The 15,617-nt window shown below is 67.3% G+C and carries 16 protein-coding genes; 8 read left to right on the top strand and 8 right to left on the bottom strand.

Going from position 1 to position 15,617, the window contains the following annotated elements:
• The first annotated feature begins 54 nt into the window (after window positions 1-54).
• Window positions 55-264 (top strand): DUF3072 domain-containing protein, encoded by a 210-nt coding sequence (locus tag BW971_RS04095; RefSeq protein ID WP_076476815.1) that lies wholly within the window; start codon window positions 55-57, stop codon window positions 262-264.
• A gap of 10 nt (window positions 265-274) precedes the next feature.
• Here the strand turns inward: BW971_RS04095 and BW971_RS04090 are convergent, their stop codons facing one another.
• The 3 genes from BW971_RS04090 to BW971_RS04080 are packed head-to-tail and all read right to left on the bottom strand — an operon-like array spanning window position 275 to window position 3,533.
• On the bottom strand, window positions 275-1,186 hold the full coding sequence (locus BW971_RS04090) for a serine hydrolase (RefSeq protein WP_076476813.1): 912 nt from the start codon (window positions 1,184-1,186) through the stop codon (window positions 275-277).
• 12 nt (window positions 1,187-1,198) lie between these two features.
• A complete protein-coding gene (locus BW971_RS04085) occupies window positions 1,199-2,833 on the bottom strand; it encodes a serine/threonine-protein kinase (protein ID WP_076476811.1) in 1,635 nt (544 codons plus the stop codon).
• Between the two features lie 7 nt (window positions 2,834-2,840).
• Window positions 2,841-3,533: a TetR family transcriptional regulator gene (locus tag BW971_RS04080; protein ID WP_407701191.1), complete on the bottom strand. Its 693-nt coding sequence runs from the start codon at window positions 3,531-3,533 to the stop codon at window positions 2,841-2,843.
• A 177-nt stretch (window positions 3,534-3,710) separates the two neighbouring features.
• Between BW971_RS04080 and BW971_RS04075 the strand changes: the two genes are divergently transcribed.
• The 4 genes from BW971_RS04075 to BW971_RS04060 all read left to right on the top strand — a co-directional run bounded on the left by BW971_RS04075 (window position 3,711) and on the right by BW971_RS04060 (window position 7,075).
• Window positions 3,711-4,805 carry a ferredoxin reductase gene (locus BW971_RS04075; RefSeq protein WP_076476807.1) on the top strand — a complete coding sequence of 365 codons (1,095 nt, stop codon included), beginning with the start codon at window positions 3,711-3,713 and terminating at the stop codon, window positions 4,803-4,805.
• A 165-nt stretch (window positions 4,806-4,970) separates the two neighbouring features.
• Window positions 4,971-6,116, top strand: a complete 1,146-nt coding sequence (locus BW971_RS04070; protein WP_076477376.1) for a fatty acid desaturase family protein — start codon at window positions 4,971-4,973, stop codon at window positions 6,114-6,116.
• A gap of 13 nt (window positions 6,117-6,129) precedes the next feature.
• A complete protein-coding gene (locus tag BW971_RS21630; protein ID WP_076476805.1) occupies window positions 6,130-6,492 on the top strand; it encodes a hypothetical protein in 363 nt (120 codons plus the stop codon).
• Between the two features lie 91 nt (window positions 6,493-6,583).
• Window positions 6,584-7,075, top strand: a complete 492-nt coding sequence (locus tag BW971_RS04060; protein WP_076476803.1) for a DUF4395 domain-containing protein — start codon at window positions 6,584-6,586, stop codon at window positions 7,073-7,075.
• A gap of 43 nt (window positions 7,076-7,118) precedes the next feature.
• On the opposite strand, the gene BW971_RS04055 is transcribed toward BW971_RS04060, so the two are convergent.
• The 5 genes from BW971_RS04055 to BW971_RS04035 form a co-directional block, all read right to left on the bottom strand.
• Window positions 7,119-8,063, bottom strand: coding sequence for a Ppx/GppA phosphatase family protein (locus BW971_RS04055; RefSeq protein WP_076476801.1), 945 nt, complete (start codon window positions 8,061-8,063; stop codon window positions 7,119-7,121).
• Window positions 8,060-8,581, bottom strand: a complete 522-nt coding sequence (locus BW971_RS04050; protein ID WP_076476800.1) for a DUF501 domain-containing protein — start codon at window positions 8,579-8,581, stop codon at window positions 8,060-8,062. The genes BW971_RS04055 and BW971_RS04050 overlap by 4 nt, the downstream gene beginning before the upstream one ends.
• A gap of 10 nt (window positions 8,582-8,591) precedes the next feature.
• Window positions 8,592-9,020 (bottom strand): FtsB family cell division protein, encoded by a 429-nt coding sequence (locus tag BW971_RS04045; protein WP_076476798.1) that lies wholly within the window; start codon window positions 9,018-9,020, stop codon window positions 8,592-8,594.
• 7 nt (window positions 9,021-9,027) lie between these two features.
• Window positions 9,028-10,314, bottom strand: coding sequence for a phosphopyruvate hydratase (gene eno, locus BW971_RS04040; protein WP_076476796.1), 1,287 nt, complete (start codon window positions 10,312-10,314; stop codon window positions 9,028-9,030).
• A gap of 167 nt (window positions 10,315-10,481) precedes the next feature.
• The gene (locus tag BW971_RS04035; RefSeq protein ID WP_076477374.1) at window positions 10,482-11,228 is read right to left on the bottom strand and encodes a lytic transglycosylase domain-containing protein; all 747 of its coding nucleotides are present in this window, start codon (window positions 11,226-11,228) and stop codon (window positions 10,482-10,484) included.
• A gap of 161 nt (window positions 11,229-11,389) precedes the next feature.
• Here BW971_RS04035 and efeU point away from each other — a divergent pair, with 161 nt between their 5' ends.
• The 3 genes from efeU to efeB are packed head-to-tail and all read left to right on the top strand — an operon-like array spanning window position 11,390 to window position 15,594.
• Window positions 11,390-13,045 (top strand): iron uptake transporter permease EfeU, encoded by a 1,656-nt coding sequence (gene efeU / locus BW971_RS04030; RefSeq protein ID WP_076476794.1) that lies wholly within the window; start codon window positions 11,390-11,392, stop codon window positions 13,043-13,045.
• Window positions 13,042-14,235, top strand: a complete 1,194-nt coding sequence (gene efeO / locus BW971_RS04025; RefSeq protein ID WP_076476792.1) for an iron uptake system protein EfeO — start codon at window positions 13,042-13,044, stop codon at window positions 14,233-14,235. The genes efeU and efeO overlap by 4 nt, the downstream gene beginning before the upstream one ends.
• Window positions 14,236-14,274: 39 nt before the next feature.
• The gene (gene efeB, locus BW971_RS04020) at window positions 14,275-15,594 is read left to right on the top strand and encodes an iron uptake transporter deferrochelatase/peroxidase subunit (RefSeq protein WP_083709260.1); all 1,320 of its coding nucleotides are present in this window, start codon (window positions 14,275-14,277) and stop codon (window positions 15,592-15,594) included.
• Window positions 15,595-15,617: the final 23 nt, after the last annotated feature.

The raw sequence follows: 15,617 nt of genomic DNA, 5'->3' as shown, positions 1-15,617 counted from the left end.
GTGCTGATCACTGAATCGTAGACGCGGCGGACACGTACGGGTAGCATCGAACACATGAGCGAAGAACACGTCGGCCAGAACCCCGAGAAGGACCCCGAGGACTGGGTGACCGGTGACGAGCCACCCACCGGTCCGCAGCGCAGTTACCTGGAGACACTGGCGCAGGAGGCCGGAGAGCAGATTCCCGACGACCTCACCAAGGCGCAGGCGTCGGAGATGATCGACCGCCTGCAGACCGAGACCGGACGGGGGTCAGCGGGCTGACACCGGCTCGTCAGCACCTACCGGCGGGGAGGGCGTCGACGTTCTTCGCCAGCCAACCGCCGACGGTGTCCAACACCGCGGTCCCCGCCTCGAAGCTGCCCGCGTCCGGCAGAGTGGCCAGGGCGACCGCTGTCAGCCCGCGGGACGTGGTGACCAGGCCCAGTTGTCGAACCAGGTAACCACCGTCGGGACCGGGGCCCCAGCCACCCTTGACCGCGGTCGCGACCAGAGCCGGTGACGATGCGGTCTCCACTCCCCACTGCTGGTTACCGGCCACTCTGCCCATCAGACCGACCACGATCCCGCTGTCGGGTATGCACGGCAGACCGGCGGCGAACCGCGCCTGCTGAACCAATGACCACTGGGTCTGTCCGAACGGCGTGAAATCCGGACCCCGCACCTGCTGCGACTGGACGACGGTGACGGTGTCGCCGGCTTCGCGCAGTACCGCCTGGGTTGCCTGGGCCGCCGCCGTGGACGCCCCCAGCGAATTCCACAATTGATAAGCGGCGTCGTTGTCGGATTCGACGATCGCTCGACGTACCGCCGAGGCGACCCGGGTTCCCGCCCGGCGTGACGCCGCGATCGCCAGCGGCACCTTGATCGTCGACCACGCGACCCCCGTCGTCAGATCACCCAAGACCACCGGCTCCCCGCCTGCGCCCACGGCCGCGATCGCGACACCCACCTTTCCCGGCAGTCCTTTGGCCAGTGATGCGTACCGATTGGCCAGCACCGTGGTGCCCGGCGCGGGGATCGAGGACGACGATGTGACGGATGGTTCGATCCGCGCCGCCGTGCTCCTGGTCACCGTCACGGTGGTGGGTGCCGGGGGCGGTGCGCCGGCCCCGCAGGCGGTGCTCACCACCAACGCCATCATCGCGAGAACGATTGCCGTCGCCATCCCACGTGGGGTGTTCATACCCTTCGACTCTCAGTAGACGTAGACGACGGCGTCGTTGCCGCCGGTGCACGTCGTGACCGCACCCGTGTCGATGCAGGACATCGAATACGTGGAGCCGGTGACCGGGCTGTAGACGGGGATCGACCGGGGCAGTTGCGCGGGCGGACCGCTGCGTGAATACGCCAACCGCACCTCCTCGGCGAATGCACAGCTGGTGATCGCATTGCCGACGGCAGACCCCGAGAACGCACCGGTCTGTCCGTACACCTGCGCGCACGGGGTGGACCCCGCAGGCGGTGTCCGCCGCATCGAGGTGGTGGTCGGTGCCGGGGTCGTCGTCACGGGCGCGTCGGCAGTGACGGTCACCGCCTCCTGTCGTGCGGTGTCGCCTCCGCCGCGATCACGCATGAACAGGACCGCGGCCAGAACACCGAGACCGACGACGAACACCACGATCAACCCCACCAGAATGCCGACGACCGTCCGGTTGCCGGAACGTCCCGGCGGCGGTGACATCGGCTGATACGGCTGTGGCGAGGGACCGTACCCTACGGGTCCCGACGCGGCCGGGCCGTAGGGCACCGGTCCCGAACCCGGCGGCGGAGGCGGGCCGGATACGTACGGTCCGGATCCATACCCCCCCGATCCGGGCGCACCGGCGCCGACCGGCCCGGAGATGACGGTCGGCGAGTAGTGCGGATCACGCGGCATGTCGCCCCAGGCCTTGTTCGCCGCGGACTGCTGGGATTCGTTGCGCGCGAGCGGGTCGGCAGTCGTCGGGATCTCCGAACCCGGCTTGGTCAACGACACCGCAGGTGCCGAGTTCCCCGTCGCCCCGGTACCGAGAGCTGCTGCTGCCGCACCGATGAATGCCGACGCCGACGGGTACCGATGGGCCGGATCCTTGGCCAGTCCGGTGTCGATCACCGCATCGAGCGGCCGCGGCAGAACGGGATTGACAGCGCTGGGCGCCGTCGGTGTGTCCAGCAGCACGGCGCGGACGGCGCTGCCCACGGTGTCGGCGCGATGCGGGGCCGAGCCGGTCAGCGCCTCGTACAGCACACAGGCCAGTGAGTACACGTCCGACCGCGCCCCCACGTCACCATCGCCGAAGCGTTCGGGGGCCATGTACGCATACGACCCGATCGCCAATCCCATCTGCGTGAGATGGCCCGTGCTGTCGGCCTGCGCGATACCGAAGTCGACGAGGTAGGCGAAGTCGTTGCGGTCGAGCAGGATGTTCTCCGGTTTGACGTCGCGGTGGACGAGTCCGTCTCGGTGGGCGGCATCGAGTGCTGCCGCCACCTGTTCGACGATCCGGACCGCGCGGGCAGGCTCGAGGGCTCCGTTCTCGCGGAGAACCGCCCGCAGATCCTGTCCCTCGACCAAGCGCATGTCGATGAACAACACCCCGTCGATCTCACCCCAGTCGTGGATCGGGATCACATGCGGTTCGGACAGTCTCGCGGCCAGTTGCGATTCTCGACGGAACCGTTCTTGATAACCGGGGTCGGCAGCGAACTCGGGTGTGAGCAACTTGAGCGCGACGACGCGGTCCTTGACCGTGTCGAGCGCGCGATAGACCTCACCCATGCCCCCACGGCCGATGAGATGGTCGAGACGGTAGGGCCCGAACCGGGCACCAAGCCGACCACCTGCGTTCATGCAGGGATCATAAGCGGGGTTGCCATGCACGCATGCCCAAAAAGACCATCACCAGTTGGTGCTCGGTCCGCCTGATCAGCTCCCGCTCGTCGTAGGGATCTCGGCGGTCGAAGTCGAACCACTCACCCAGCGTGTGCAGCATGATGGTGACGATCAGATCCGCCGCCATCTCCAGGTCGGCGGCATCCCACTCCACCAGCTCGGGCAATCGTGACAGGTCGATCGCGAGTTCCTTGGCGAACAACCGGAGCTCGGTGTCGATGGCGCGCCGGACCTCGGCGACTCCGCCGTACTGCTCCCGGATCAGGAACCGGAACCTGGCCTCGTTCTCACGGGCCTGCCGCAGCAATGTGTCCAACGAGTTCTTCGCGGTCGGGAGGGCCTGGCGCGCGGCGAGGTCTCGTCTGCCCTCGCGCAACATCCGTCGCAGCACCCGCATCGACTCCTCGACGAGGGTGACCCCCAGATCCTCCATCGACGCAAAGTGACGATAGAAGGCGGTGGGCACGATCCCCGCTGCCTTCGCCACCTCGCGGAGGCTCAGACTCGCGAAGCTGCGGTCCGACATCAGCCCCAACGTCTCGTCGAGCAACGCCTGGCGAGTCCGGTTCTTGCGCTCGGAACGAGACTCCCCTGCGTCGGACGCCGGAACGCGGGTGCCGCGATGCGGCACCGAACCGGGGGGTCTCGACCTGGACACCCGTCGAGTGTATGCGGGGCGCGACCACCGGGCGCCGGCTCGGTCGGCACGCCGCACCGCGTGTGGTGGCGGTCACCGCGCGGAACACTTGAGGGTTTGCGAATTCACTGCCACACTTTCTGGTGTACACATGTTCACTCAATTGCAGGGCCCGCAGCGGCGGCAAGGAGGACACCCATGGCATCCCGACTTCTCGGCGACAGAATCAACACCTTCGTCGGGTCACTGGTCGAGGCCGCACTGACGCCCCATCCGGTCGACACCTATCTCGAATTCGTCGACCCGATGGCAACCTGGTCACGACTGCGCGCCCAGGTGATCGAGGTCGAGCATCGCTCACCACGCACGGTCACCCTGACGCTGCAGCCCACCCGCCAGTGGAAAGGCTTTTGTGCAGGTCAGTTCGTACAGGTGGGGGTCGTCATCAACGGCGTGCGGCACACCCGATGCTTCTCACCCGCCAACGCCGAGACCGGACCCGAGGGTGTGGTCGAGCTGACGATCACCGCCCACGACGGCGGTTTCGTCTCCCGGCATCTGCGTGACCACACCGCGGTCGGCGACGTGGTGGATCTCGAACCGGCGGCAGGTGAGTTCACCCTGCCCGCACAACCGCCGGACCGGCTGCTGTTCATCAGCGGTGGAAGTGGGATCACACCTGTTCTCTCAATGGTGCGCACACTCGTCGCCCGCGGACACCGTGGTGCGATGACGTTGATCCACTACAGCCCGACCCGCGCCGACGCCCCATACGCCGCGGAGCTGAACCGGCTCGCCGCTACGCACCCGTCGCTGGAGGTGCACCACGTGTACACCCGCGATGCCGACGGCGACCACTTCGGTCCCGAGCAGATCACCGCCTTGGTCCCCGACCACGCCGACCACGAGACCTTCCTGTGCGGTCCGAACAGCCTGATGGAATCCGTTCGCGACCACTGGGAGTCGGCGGGTGCGGCCACCCGCCTGCACTGGGAGGCGTTCACCGCCCCGTCGCCGGCCCCCGTCGATCCCGACGCCGCCGAAGGGCAGCTCAGCTTCTCGCAGGCGGGCACCGCGGTCGACAACGACGGCCGTTCGATCCTGGACCAGGCCGAGTCGGCGGGGCTGACCCCCGAGTTCGGGTGCCGGATGGGCATCTGTTTCTCGTGCACCGCGGTCAAGACCCGCGGTTGCACCCGCAACGTGCTGACCGGCGAGCTCGACGCCGACGACGACCAACACATCCAGCTCTGCATCTCCGCGCCCGTCGGCGACGTCGACGTGGCCATCTGACACGCCCCGTCACCCGCTGCCCGACAACCAGGCGACACGACACCCCGAGGAGTCACCATGACCATCACCGATCTGCCCATCACCCCGCCCGACGACGACCGCGACCACGACTGGGACACCAGCGCCCTCGACGCCGAGGTCATCCTCCCCGATGACGACCACCGCATGGCGCGCAACCGCAAGTCCGCCTCCGCGACGCGGGAGCTCGTGCTGTCCTACGAGGAGGTCGAGGAACTGGGCCGCGAACTCGAGGAACTGCGCAACCGCGTCGTCGCCGACCTCGGCACCCGCGACCGTGAGTACCTCTACAAGATCGTCCGCGCCCAGCGCGGTTTCGAGATCGCCGGGCGAGCCATGATGTACGTGCCCTTCATCCCGCCGGTGTGGATCGGTGGTGTCGCCGCCCTGAGCGTCTCCAAGATCCTCGACAACATGGAGATCGGGCACAACGTCATGCACGGCCAGTACGACTGGATGCGCGAGCAGAGCATCAACTCGCGCGAATTCGAGTGGGACACCGTGTGTCCGGCCGACCAGTGGCGTCACAGCCACAACTACCTGCACCACACCTACACCAACATCCTGGGTATGGACCGCGACATCGGCTACGGCATCCTCCGGATGGACCGCGACCAGAACTGGAATCCGTACTACCTGGGCAACCTGGTGTGGGCGAGCCTGCTGATGGTGTTCTTCGAGTGGGGTGTGATGCTGCACGATCTCGAGGTCGAGAACGTCATCCAGGGCAAGCGCAAGTGGAGCGACATCAAGGGACTGGTCAAGGGGATGTGGCGCAAGGCATCCCGCCAGGTCCTGAAGGACTACGTGGTCTTCCCGCTGCTGAGCGGTCCGTTCTTCGTCACCACTCTGATCGGCAACACGAGCGCGAACATCGTCCGCAACCTGTGGACCTTCTCCATCATCTTCTGCGGGCACTTCCCGTCCGGGTGCCAGACCTTCACCGCCGAGGAATGCGAGAACGAGACCAAGGGTCAGTGGTACCTGCGCCAGATGCTGGGCTCGGCCAACATCGAGGGCGGCCGCCTGTTCCACATCATGAGCGGCAACCTGTCACATCAGATCGAACACCACCTGTACCCCGACCTACCCGCCAGCCGGTACCCGGAGATGGCCCCCGAGGTTCGCGCGATCTGCGAGAAGCACGGACTGCCCTACAACACGGGAGGGTTCTTCCATCAGATCGGTTCGACCTGGAAGAAGATCGCCAAGCTGTCGCTGCCCAATTTCCTGGTCAAGGATGAACCGGAGTTCAGTGTTAAGGTCGAACGCAAGAAAGCCGACGCAGCCTGATCGGAATCCGGTGATGATCTCCAGATTTGAACGAAACAAGGACTCGGTACAAGACGCCGTCGAGTCGACCGCCAACCACGTGGGACGGATCGCGACGATCATCACCACAGCCATCGTCGACATCACCCGAGAGATCGGCGAGATGATCACCGACGGCATCGAGATGCGTGAGGCGTCGAAGAAGGCCGAGGCCGACGGCGGCCGGTTCACCCACCATCGCGACGAGTTGGACGACGACCTGCCCGAACCCGACGACGACTCCGATGATCCCGACGACGAGATCGCCGCGCGTCGGGACGATCGGGAGGAGTTGGAGTCGGCCGACCGTCCCGCATTGCCCAAGTCGCCCGACACAGCCCTGCCGTCCAGGCCATAGGTCGGATCCGCACCGAGGAACGTCCACGCCTTGTGATCAGCATGAACACAAGGCGTGGACGTTCCTGCGTCTGCGGGTAGCGTGAGAAGCCGTGTCGGCTGAGGTGTTCTCTTTCCCCAATCCCGTGAACGAATACGCGGCGCGATCCACCGCCGGCCTGGTCGTGGTGCTCGCGATCGTGGCGATCGTCGTCAACCACTGGGCGTTGTACCTGGTGTTGGCCATCGGGTTCGCCCTGCGGGTGCTGTCGGGGCCCACGCTGTCGCCGTTCGGACAACTCTCGGTGCGGGTCATCGCACCGCGGTTCGGACCGGCGAAGCTCGTCCCGGGGCCGCCCAAACGCTTTGCGCAGACCATCGGGCTGACCATCACCACGGCCGCGTTCATCCTGTCGGTCCTCGGCTTCGGCCTCGCTGCGCAGATCGTCGCCGCACTGGTGGTGGTCGCAGCGCTGCTCGAATCGGTCGTCGGCTTCTGTCTCGGCTGTGCGATCTTCGGCTTCCTACAACGACGCGGCGTGATCCCCGATTCCGTCTGCGAAGCCTGCAACAACATCAGCCTGCGTCAGCCCGCCGCGAGCTGAACGTCGGCCCACTCGATGCCGACCCGTCGAATGCGGGTGGGCGTCAGGCGATGCTCATCGCGATGCCGTCGAGGATGTCGTGTTCGCTGACCACCAGCCTGTCGACACCCGACGCCGACGAGATGAACCGGGCCAGCTCCAGGCACACGATGGCGCCGCCGCCGATCACGTCGACACGACCGGGATGCATCGGCCCGAGTTCCGCGCGTCGCGCCCGCGGCATGTGCACCAGCCGTCGACAGACCTCACGTAGTTCCGTCAGCGGGATACGAGACAGGTGGATCCGCTCCGGGTCGTACTCACCGAGTCCCTGCGCAATCGCCGACAGTGTCGTCATCGTGCCCGCCACCCCCACCCAGGTCCTGGCCTGCGCCACCGGGACCGCCGCGAAGGCATCGGCCAGCACCCCGCCTGCGATCGCGGTGGCGGCGTCGATCTCCGCCGACCCCGGCGGATCGGACGGCAGGGCGCGCTCGGTCAGCCGGACGCATCCGATGTCGGCGGAATAGGCGGCCGAGACCCCGCTCTCGTCACCCAGCACGACCTCGGTCGACCCGCCACCGAGGTCGGTGACGACGAACGGCCCCGCCGTCGGGTCGAGTTCACCGATGGCGCCTGCGAAGGACAACCGGGCCTCCTCGTCGCCGTCGATCACCTCGGCGACGGATCCGGGGACCACCTGGCCGAGCAGGTCCGCGGTCATCGCGAAGAACTGGTCGCGGTTGGCGACGTCACGGGCCGCGGAGGTGGCGACCATCCGCACCGCGTCGACGCCGAGCATCTTCATCAGCGTCACGTAGTCGGCCAACACCGCCCGGGTGCGCTCGATGGCCTCGTCGGCAAACACCCCCGTCGCGTCGACCCCCTGTCCCAGTCGGACGATCCGCATCTGCCGGTGCAGGTCGGTCAGCGTACCGTTGGCGCCGACCTCACCGATCAGCAATCGGATCGAGTTGGTCCCGCAGTCCACCGCCCCGACCTTCGTCATCCGTCCACCCCGGCGGTCACGTCGGGCCAGTCGGCAGGGATCGCGATGCCACGCAATCCCTCCCGCGCCGCAAGCGCGACGGCCTCGTCACCGAGCGGGTTCGCCCCGGGCCCCGCGGCCAACGAGTGCGCGATCAACACGTGCAGACACTTCACCCGGTCCGGCATGCCACCGCCCGAGAAGTCGGTGCCCAGCGGCTCGATCGCGTCCCGTTCGGCCAGATAGGACTCGTGTGCACGGCGGTACGCGGCTGCGAGTCCCGGGTCGGTGTCCAATCGCTCCGTCATCTGCCGCATCACGCCCGCCGACTCCAGCCGACTGGCCATCGCGGTGAGTCGCGGGTCGGTGAGGTAGTAGAGCGTCGGGAACGGCGTACCGTCCGGCAGTCGCGGAGCCGTCTTCACCACCGCGGGACGCCCGTCGGGAGTGCGATAACTGATGGCGAGCACACCACGCGGCACACGACCCAACTGTTCGGCGACGACCTCCAGGTCGTGCTCGGAGACCGAGGGTTCCATCGCGCGCGGGTCAGCTGCCCGCGGGCGTGGCGATCGACTGCAACAGATTGCTGTACCACGGGTTCGCGGCCTCACGCATGGCCTTCTGCTGGTCCGGACTCGGCGTCGGCGGCTGCGGATGCTCGAGCACCAGCGGCTTGTCACCCGGCATCACGAAGTTCAGCCGAGATCGCGCCTGCGCTTTGACGTAGGCGGGGTCGTCCTGGTTCTGGACCTTGCGCTGGTAATCCGCGACCTGCTCCTCCAGTTGTGAGTTGGAGGCCTCGACCTGCTCGAACTGCGAACGCTGGGAGAAGTACGTGCGCAACGGGACGGCGAGGGTGAGAGCGATGACGCTGACGACGACGGCCAGCACGATCGCACGGGTCGGGTTCAACCCCTCCCAGCGCCGCGCCAGGCCGGAGCCACGCCTGCGGTCGTTCGTCTCGCCACCACTCACCGAGTCGTCACTCCCCGTACGAGAATCGCGGGAAGGCCAGCTCGCCCGCGTACCGCGCGGCGTCACCGAGTCCCTCCTCGATACGTAGCAATTGGTTGTATTTGGCAACCCGCTCGCTGCGCGCGGGGGCGCCGGTCTTGATCTGGCCGCAGCTGCAGGCGACCGACAGGTCGGCGATGGTGGTGTCCTCGGTCTCGCCCGACCGATGGCTCATCATCGTCTTGTAGCCGTTGTTGTGGGCCAGCGCGACCGCATCCAGGGTCTCGGTCAGCGTGCCGATCTGGTTCACCTTGACCAGCAGGGCGTTGGCCGCACCTCGGTTGATGCCGTCCTCGAGCCGCTCCGGGTTGGTGACGAAGAGGTCGTCGCCGACCAACTGCACCTTGTCGCCGATGGCGTCGGTGAGCGCGACCCAACCGTCCCAGTCGTCCTCCGACAGCGGGTCCTCGATGGACACCAGCGGGAAGTCGGTGACCAGCTTCTCGTAGAAGGCGGCCATCTGGTCCACGCTCTGAGTGGAACCCTCGAAGGCGTATCCGGTTCCGTCGGTGTAGAACTCCGTCGCGGCGACGTCGAGGGCGAGTGCGACGTCGGCGCCGAGACGCAGGCCGGTCTTGTTCACCGCCTCGACGATCATCTCCAGCGCGGCGGTGGTGTTGGCGGCGTCGGGAGCGAATCCACCTTCGTCACCGAGTCCGGTGGCCAACCCCTTCGCCTTGATGACCGACTTCAGCGAGTGGTACACCTCGGCACCCCAGCGCAACGCCTCGGAGAAGGTGGGCGCGCCGATCGGCGCGACCATGAACTCCTGCACGTCCACGCCGGTGTCGGCATGTGCGCCGCCGTTGAGGATGTTCATCATCGGTACGGGGAGGATGTGGGCGTTGGGGCCGCCGACGTAACGGAACAGCGGCAGGCCTGCCGACTCGGCCGCGCCCTTGGCCACGGCCAACGACACTCCCAGCAGTGCGTTCGCACCGAGGCGCGACTTGTCCGCGGTGCCGTCGAGATCGAGCAACGCCTGGTCGACCACCCGCTGATCGTCGGCCTCTATGCCGATCACCGCGGGGGCGATCTCGCCCAGCACCGCCTCGACGGCCTTGGTGACGCCCTTGCCGCCGTAGCGGTCGCCGCCGTCACGCAACTCGACGGCCTCGTGCTCACCGGTCGAGGCGCCCGACGGCACCGCGGCCCTGGTGAACGTCCCGTCGTCGAGGACGACTTCCACCTCGACGGTCGGATTTCCCCGAGAGTCCAGAATCTCGCGTGCTCCGACCTGTTCGATGATGGCCACGGCTAACCCCTCACGTCGTCGGCGAACCAGCAGTGCGCCCGTACGGTCTCGTAGCACGCACGGACCGGCGCGCTCGCCTCCAGAGCCTAATGCCAATGCCGACGCCAGACCCTCGGGACTCACCGGGAGGGCGCCGGCGGTTGACGGCACCGCCCCACGATCCGGTCCTAATACGGCTCGCCGACCGAGTACGCGTTCGCGTGATCCCGCACGTCCAGAACGTATTGCGTCGAGTTGTTGTAGACGCGCACCGCCTTCTGCCACCCCTGCGCGGTGGTCAGATCCCCACCGGAGACACACAGATACCGCGCGGCGGACAGGGCCGCGTCGTCGATGTTGTCCGGGCTGGCCACCCCGTCACCGTTGGCATCGACCCCGTAACGACGCCAGGTCTCCGGGATGAACTGGAACGGACCCATGGCGCGGTCGAGTGTGTCGTCGCCGTCGAGGGCACCGCCGTCGGAGTCGGGGATGCGGGCGTTGCCGGCGGTCCCGTCGAGGACCACGCCCCGAATCGGTGGCCGGACGTCACCGTTGGCTGCCACCCGCGCACCTCGGTACGTGCCGTGTTTGCTCTCCACCCCACCGACGCCGGCCAAGGTCGTCCAGGCGAGACCGCACTCCGGGTGTTGTTGACGTTCGATCTCCGCCGCGTTGCCGTACGCCTCGAGGGACACGGCGGGGATCCCGGTCTTCGACGCCAGCGGTCGCGCCCAACGATCCAGGAGATCCGCGGTGCGGCCGGGCGCGTTGACGTCGAAGAACGGTACCGCGGCACCGGCACCCGGCGGTATGCCCTGGGGGATGTCGACCTCGGGGCGTGACGGTAGGTCGAGACACCCCCCGGCGAGCATCACCACCGACGACAACACCACCGCTGCTGCCGACGCGGCAACACCGCCGGACCGTCTCATCACCACCCCATGGTGCCCGAGACGGTCCGATCACCCACCGGGCACCGGAGGAATGTTCTTTTTGTGCAGACCGGCGGCGCAGCGTAGCCTTGCCTCGTTTGATAGCCGAATAAGGCGAGGCTGCCATTAGCCGCCCCGCGATCAGAGTTCTTGGAGTCCTCATGTTCGCCACCCTCGTCATCGGCCTACGTGAGGGCTTGGAGGCGGCGCTCATCGTGGGCATCATCGCTGCCTTCCTGCGTAAGCAGGGTCGCCGCGACGCCCTGGTGTGGATGTGGATCGGCGTCGTGGTCGCGGTCGCGATCTGCGTCGCGGTCGCCATCGGCCTGGAGATCTTCGCCAAAGACCTGCCGCAGCGCGAGCAAGAGGCCCTGGAAACCGTCATCGGTGTGGTCGCGGTCGCGATGGTCACCTACATGATCGTGTGGATGCGCACCCACGCCGCGGGCCTGAAGCGCGAGATCGAGAGCGCGGCACAGGGGGCCGTGCACAACGGCTCGGCACTGGCGCTGGCCTCGATGGCCTTCCTCGCGGTGCTGCGTGAGGGCCTCGAGACCGCCGTCTTCCTCATCGCCGCGTTCAACGCCAGCAACAACCCGGCCCCTGCGACGTTCGGCGCGCTGCTCGGCATCGGCATCGCGGTGGCCCTCGGTTACGGCATCTATCGCGGGGGCGTGCGCATCAACCTGGCCCGGTTCTTCCGGGCCACCGGTCTGCTGCTGGTGTTGGTGGCCGCGGGTCTGGTGATGACCGCGTTCCACACCGCGCACGAGGCGGGCTGGGTGCAGTTCGGTCAGCAGCAGGTGGTCGATCTGAGCTGGCTGGTACGGCCCGGCTCGCTGCAATCCTCGCTGCTGACCGGTGTGCTGGGCATCCAACCGCGGCCGGTGCTGATCGAGGTGATCGGGTGGCTCGTCTACGTGGTGGTGGTCGGCGCGTTGGTCCTCTGGCCCAACGCGACACCGCTGCCGCGACGTGCCCTCGGATGGGTGTCGGCCACCGCCGCCGCCGCGCTGTTGGTCGCAGCCGCGGCGGTGTACGTCACCGCACCGGATTCCCCCTCCCCGCCGTCGGGCCGGTTGGCCGCGTCCACGCTGGAGTCCGGAACCACCACGGGCATCCTCACCGGCCGCGCGATCGTCACACCCCGTGACGCCGCGGTCACGATCGGCGAGGCCGGTGACGACACGATGACCGGCACCCTGCAGACCGACGGCGTGACGACCCCGCTGACACGCCTCGCCGCCGTCGATCCGGTCACCGTGGCGGGGCTGTCGGCGCCGACGTACAGCGGAACGACCAGTCCAGACATCGACGTCTCCGCTCTCATCGGCGGGGCCCCGACCTCGGTCACCCTCCGACAGATCATCGACGCGAACGCCGGGCGCACCCCGGTGGGCTTGAACACCAGCACCTTCGGTGATCAGGCGCCGGTTGTCTACTCGGTCACCGCCAATGTCACGGCGTCGGTCGACCCGTACTTCCACCGTCCGCTGAGCATTCGGATCGGTTACGTCGTCACCGCCACCGCGACCCCGCGTCGAGGTGCGGCCACCGTGCTCGGCAAGGTCGCAGACATCACCCTCACCCATCCCGCCTCACAGCCCGAGGCGGATGCGGTGCGTGCCGCCGATTCCGCGCGGCAGCGACATGAGCAGCGCGCGTTCCACATACCGGTGACCCTCACCGTGCTGGGCGCCGTGTTCATCGTGATCGCCGTCGCCGCGTTGCGCAGGCGGCCGGACAGGTCTTCACGCGACGATCAGCACCGGGCTGAACGTGCTGGGGTAGAGGAAAAGAAGGAGATACGTCAATGAGGGCTGGACCAGTGCTTGCCGTGGGGGCGGCAGCGATCACGGTGGTCGCACTCGCGGGTTGTTCCGACAGCGGGGATTCGTCGTCCTCGTCGAACGGCACCAAGACGGTGAAGGTCGAGATGACCAACGACGGGTGCAAGGCGACCCCGGACAAGGTGGATGCCGGACCCGTGACGTTCGCGATCACCAACACCAACGCGGCCGCAGTCAGCGAGGTCGAACTCATCAAGGACAACCGCATCCTGGCCGAGCGCGAGAACATCGCACCGGGTATGGCGTCGGTCTCGTTCTCCCAGAAGCTCGACGGCGGCAGCTACCAGCTCTACTGCCCGGGCGCAACCAACGAGAAGACCACGTTCACCGTCTCCGGTCAGGCCGCCGAGGCCACCGGCTCGGTCGCCGACCAGCTCAAACAGGCGTCAAGCGAGTACAAGCAGTATGTGGTCACCCAGGTGAACAGCCTGGCCGATTACACCCAGACGCTCGTCACGGCGGTCGACCAGAACAATCTCGCCGCCGCGAAAGACGCATATCCCAAGGCCCGTCCGTACTACGAGCGCATCGAGCCGGTGGCCGGCGCATTCTGCACCGATGGTTCCACCGACTGCTCTGACAAGGCCTCCGTCAGCCTCGACTTCGCCGTCGACGCGCGCCCCGACGCGGTGGGACCCGGTGACAAGTGGGCGGGTTTCCACGTTCTGGAGAAGCAGATCTACCAGGCGAACAACCTCGACAACATGAAGGCGGTTGCAGACGAGCTGCTGAAGAACGTGCAGCAGCTGAAGTCCGTGGTCAACGAGCCGAAGTTCGGTTTCGCCCCGGCCGACATCGTCAACGGCGCCGGTGACCTCCTCGACGAGGTGTCCACCACCAAGCTCACAGGTGAGGAAGAGGCGTACTCGCACATCGACATCCTGGACATGCAGGCCAACATCGAGGGCTCCGAACAGGCCTTCGCCGTCGTCAAGCCTGCCCTCAACGAGATCGACCCGCAGCTGACCGGCACCATCACCGCCGCATTCGCCAAGGTCGACAGTCTCATCGACTCGTTCCGTGACGCCTCCCAGCCGGGCGGCTTCAAGGTGTTCACGAGCGTGTCCGATCAGGACAAGAAGAACATGGCCGAGGCCATCGTCGCGGTGAAGGACCCGCTCGCCCAGGCGGGTGGCAAGATCGCGGCGGCCAGCTGAGGCGTCGGTCACAGCGACGACACGAGGTAGAAAGAACTGATGACCGGCGACGACCCGCACTCCGAGGACACTGCGACCGGACGACGTATGCCGTCGTTCGGCAGGCGCGGCTTCCTCGGTGTCGCGGGCGTCGCCGGCGCGGGCCTGGTGGTCGGCGGCGCCGCCGGCGGCGCCGCCGGCGGCGCCGCCGGTTACTCGGCCGCGTCGTCCGAGTCCCCGGACACGGCACACGCCACCGAGCCGTTCTATGGAACGCATCAGGCGGGCATCGTCACCTACCAGCAGAATTCACTGGTGTTCGCCGCATTCGATGTGAAGGACGCGGTGACCACCGCCCAACTGCAGGCACTGCTCGCACGCTGGGCCGCGGCGGCCAGCCTGCTCGCCGTCGGCAAGCCGGTCGGTCCCGTCACCACTCGCAGCGGTGCACCACCCGCGGACACCGGTGAGGCCTTCGACCTCGGCGCGCACCGCCTCACCGTCACGGTCGGTTTCGGCACCACCCTGTTCGACGACCGTTTCGGGTTGTCCGACAAGATGCCTGCGGCCCTGCGACCGCTCGGTCAGTTGGCCGTCGACACCTCGATCGATCCGACCATCAGCGGTGGCGATCTCTGCGTGCAGGCATGCTCGGAGGATCCCCAGGTCGCCTTCCACGCCATCCGCAACTTCGCCCGCATCGGTCGCAACGTGGTGACGTTGCGCTGGCTGCAGGAGGGTTTCGGTCGGGCTTCGGCCACCACCAACTCCCAGACCACCCCGCGGAACCTGATGGGTTTCAAAGACGGAACGGCCAACATCAAAGCCGAGGACCCCAAGGTCGCCGACGCGCAGGTGTGGGTCGGTGACGAGACCGACCAGGCGTGGATGAAGGGCGGCAGCTACCTGGTCACCCGCAAGATCCGCATGCACATCGAGGCGTGGGACTCCGACGACATCACCGACCAACAGCAGATCTTCGGACGCTACAAGGACTCGGGCGCCCCGCTGACCGGCGAGGCGGAGTTCGACACCCTGGACTTCGCCAAGAAGGCCGGCGACGGCGCGACCGTGATCAACCGGTTCTCCCACATCCGCCTCGCCCACCCCGACAACAACGGTGGCGCCCAGATCCTACGGCGCGGGTACAACTACACCGACGGCATCGACACCCGCACCGGAACGCTCGCCGCCGGCCTGTTCTTCATCGCGTTCCAGAAGAACGCGCACGAACAGTTCGCGCGGATCCAGAACAGCCTGGCCCAGGACCGACTGAACGAGTACATCACCCCGATCTCCAGTTCCCTCTTCGCGATTCCACCCGGACTGTCGAAGATCGGTGACTGGTACGGCAAGACGATGTTCGGCTATCAGAGCTGACAGGTCGCTGGGTACCGACGGGC

The sequence above is a fragment of the Williamsia sterculiae genome (genome assembly GCF_900156495.1).
GTDB lineage: Bacteria > Actinomycetota > Actinomycetes > Mycobacteriales > Mycobacteriaceae > Williamsia_B > Williamsia_B sterculiae.
The sequence above is the reverse complement of the archived record's forward strand: the minus strand, read 5'-3'. Positions and strand labels throughout refer to the sequence as shown.

Bases quoted from the DNA above. Each gene is read 5' to 3' on its own strand.
- BW971_RS04085 (WP_076476811.1), bottom strand. From the start codon at position 2,833: ATGAACGCAGGTGGTCGGCTTGGTGCCCGGTTCGGGCCCTACCGTCTC.
- BW971_RS04050 (WP_076476800.1), bottom strand. From the start codon at position 8,581: ATGGAACCCTCGGTCTCCGAGCACGACCTGGAGGTCGTCGCCGAACAG.
- efeU (WP_076476794.1), top strand. From the start codon at position 11,390: ATGTTCGCCACCCTCGTCATCGGCCTACGTGAGGGCTTGGAGGCGGCG.
- BW971_RS21630 (WP_076476805.1), top strand. From the start codon at position 6,130: ATGATCTCCAGATTTGAACGAAACAAGGACTCGGTACAAGACGCCGTC.
- BW971_RS04055 (WP_076476801.1), bottom strand. From the start codon at position 8,063: ATGACGAAGGTCGGGGCGGTGGACTGCGGGACCAACTCGATCCGATTG.
- BW971_RS04075 (WP_076476807.1), top strand. From the start codon at position 3,711: ATGGCATCCCGACTTCTCGGCGACAGAATCAACACCTTCGTCGGGTCA.
- BW971_RS04095 (WP_076476815.1), top strand. From the start codon at position 55: ATGAGCGAAGAACACGTCGGCCAGAACCCCGAGAAGGACCCCGAGGAC.
- BW971_RS04035 (WP_076477374.1), bottom strand. From the start codon at position 11,228: ATGAGACGGTCCGGCGGTGTTGCCGCGTCGGCAGCAGCGGTGGTGTTG.
- efeB (WP_083709260.1), top strand. From the start codon at position 14,275: ATGACCGGCGACGACCCGCACTCCGAGGACACTGCGACCGGACGACGT.
- BW971_RS04070 (WP_076477376.1), top strand. From the start codon at position 4,971: ATGGCGCGCAACCGCAAGTCCGCCTCCGCGACGCGGGAGCTCGTGCTG.
- efeO (WP_076476792.1), top strand. From the start codon at position 13,042: ATGAGGGCTGGACCAGTGCTTGCCGTGGGGGCGGCAGCGATCACGGTG.
- BW971_RS04090 (WP_076476813.1), bottom strand. From the start codon at position 1,186: ATGAACACCCCACGTGGGATGGCGACGGCAATCGTTCTCGCGATGATG.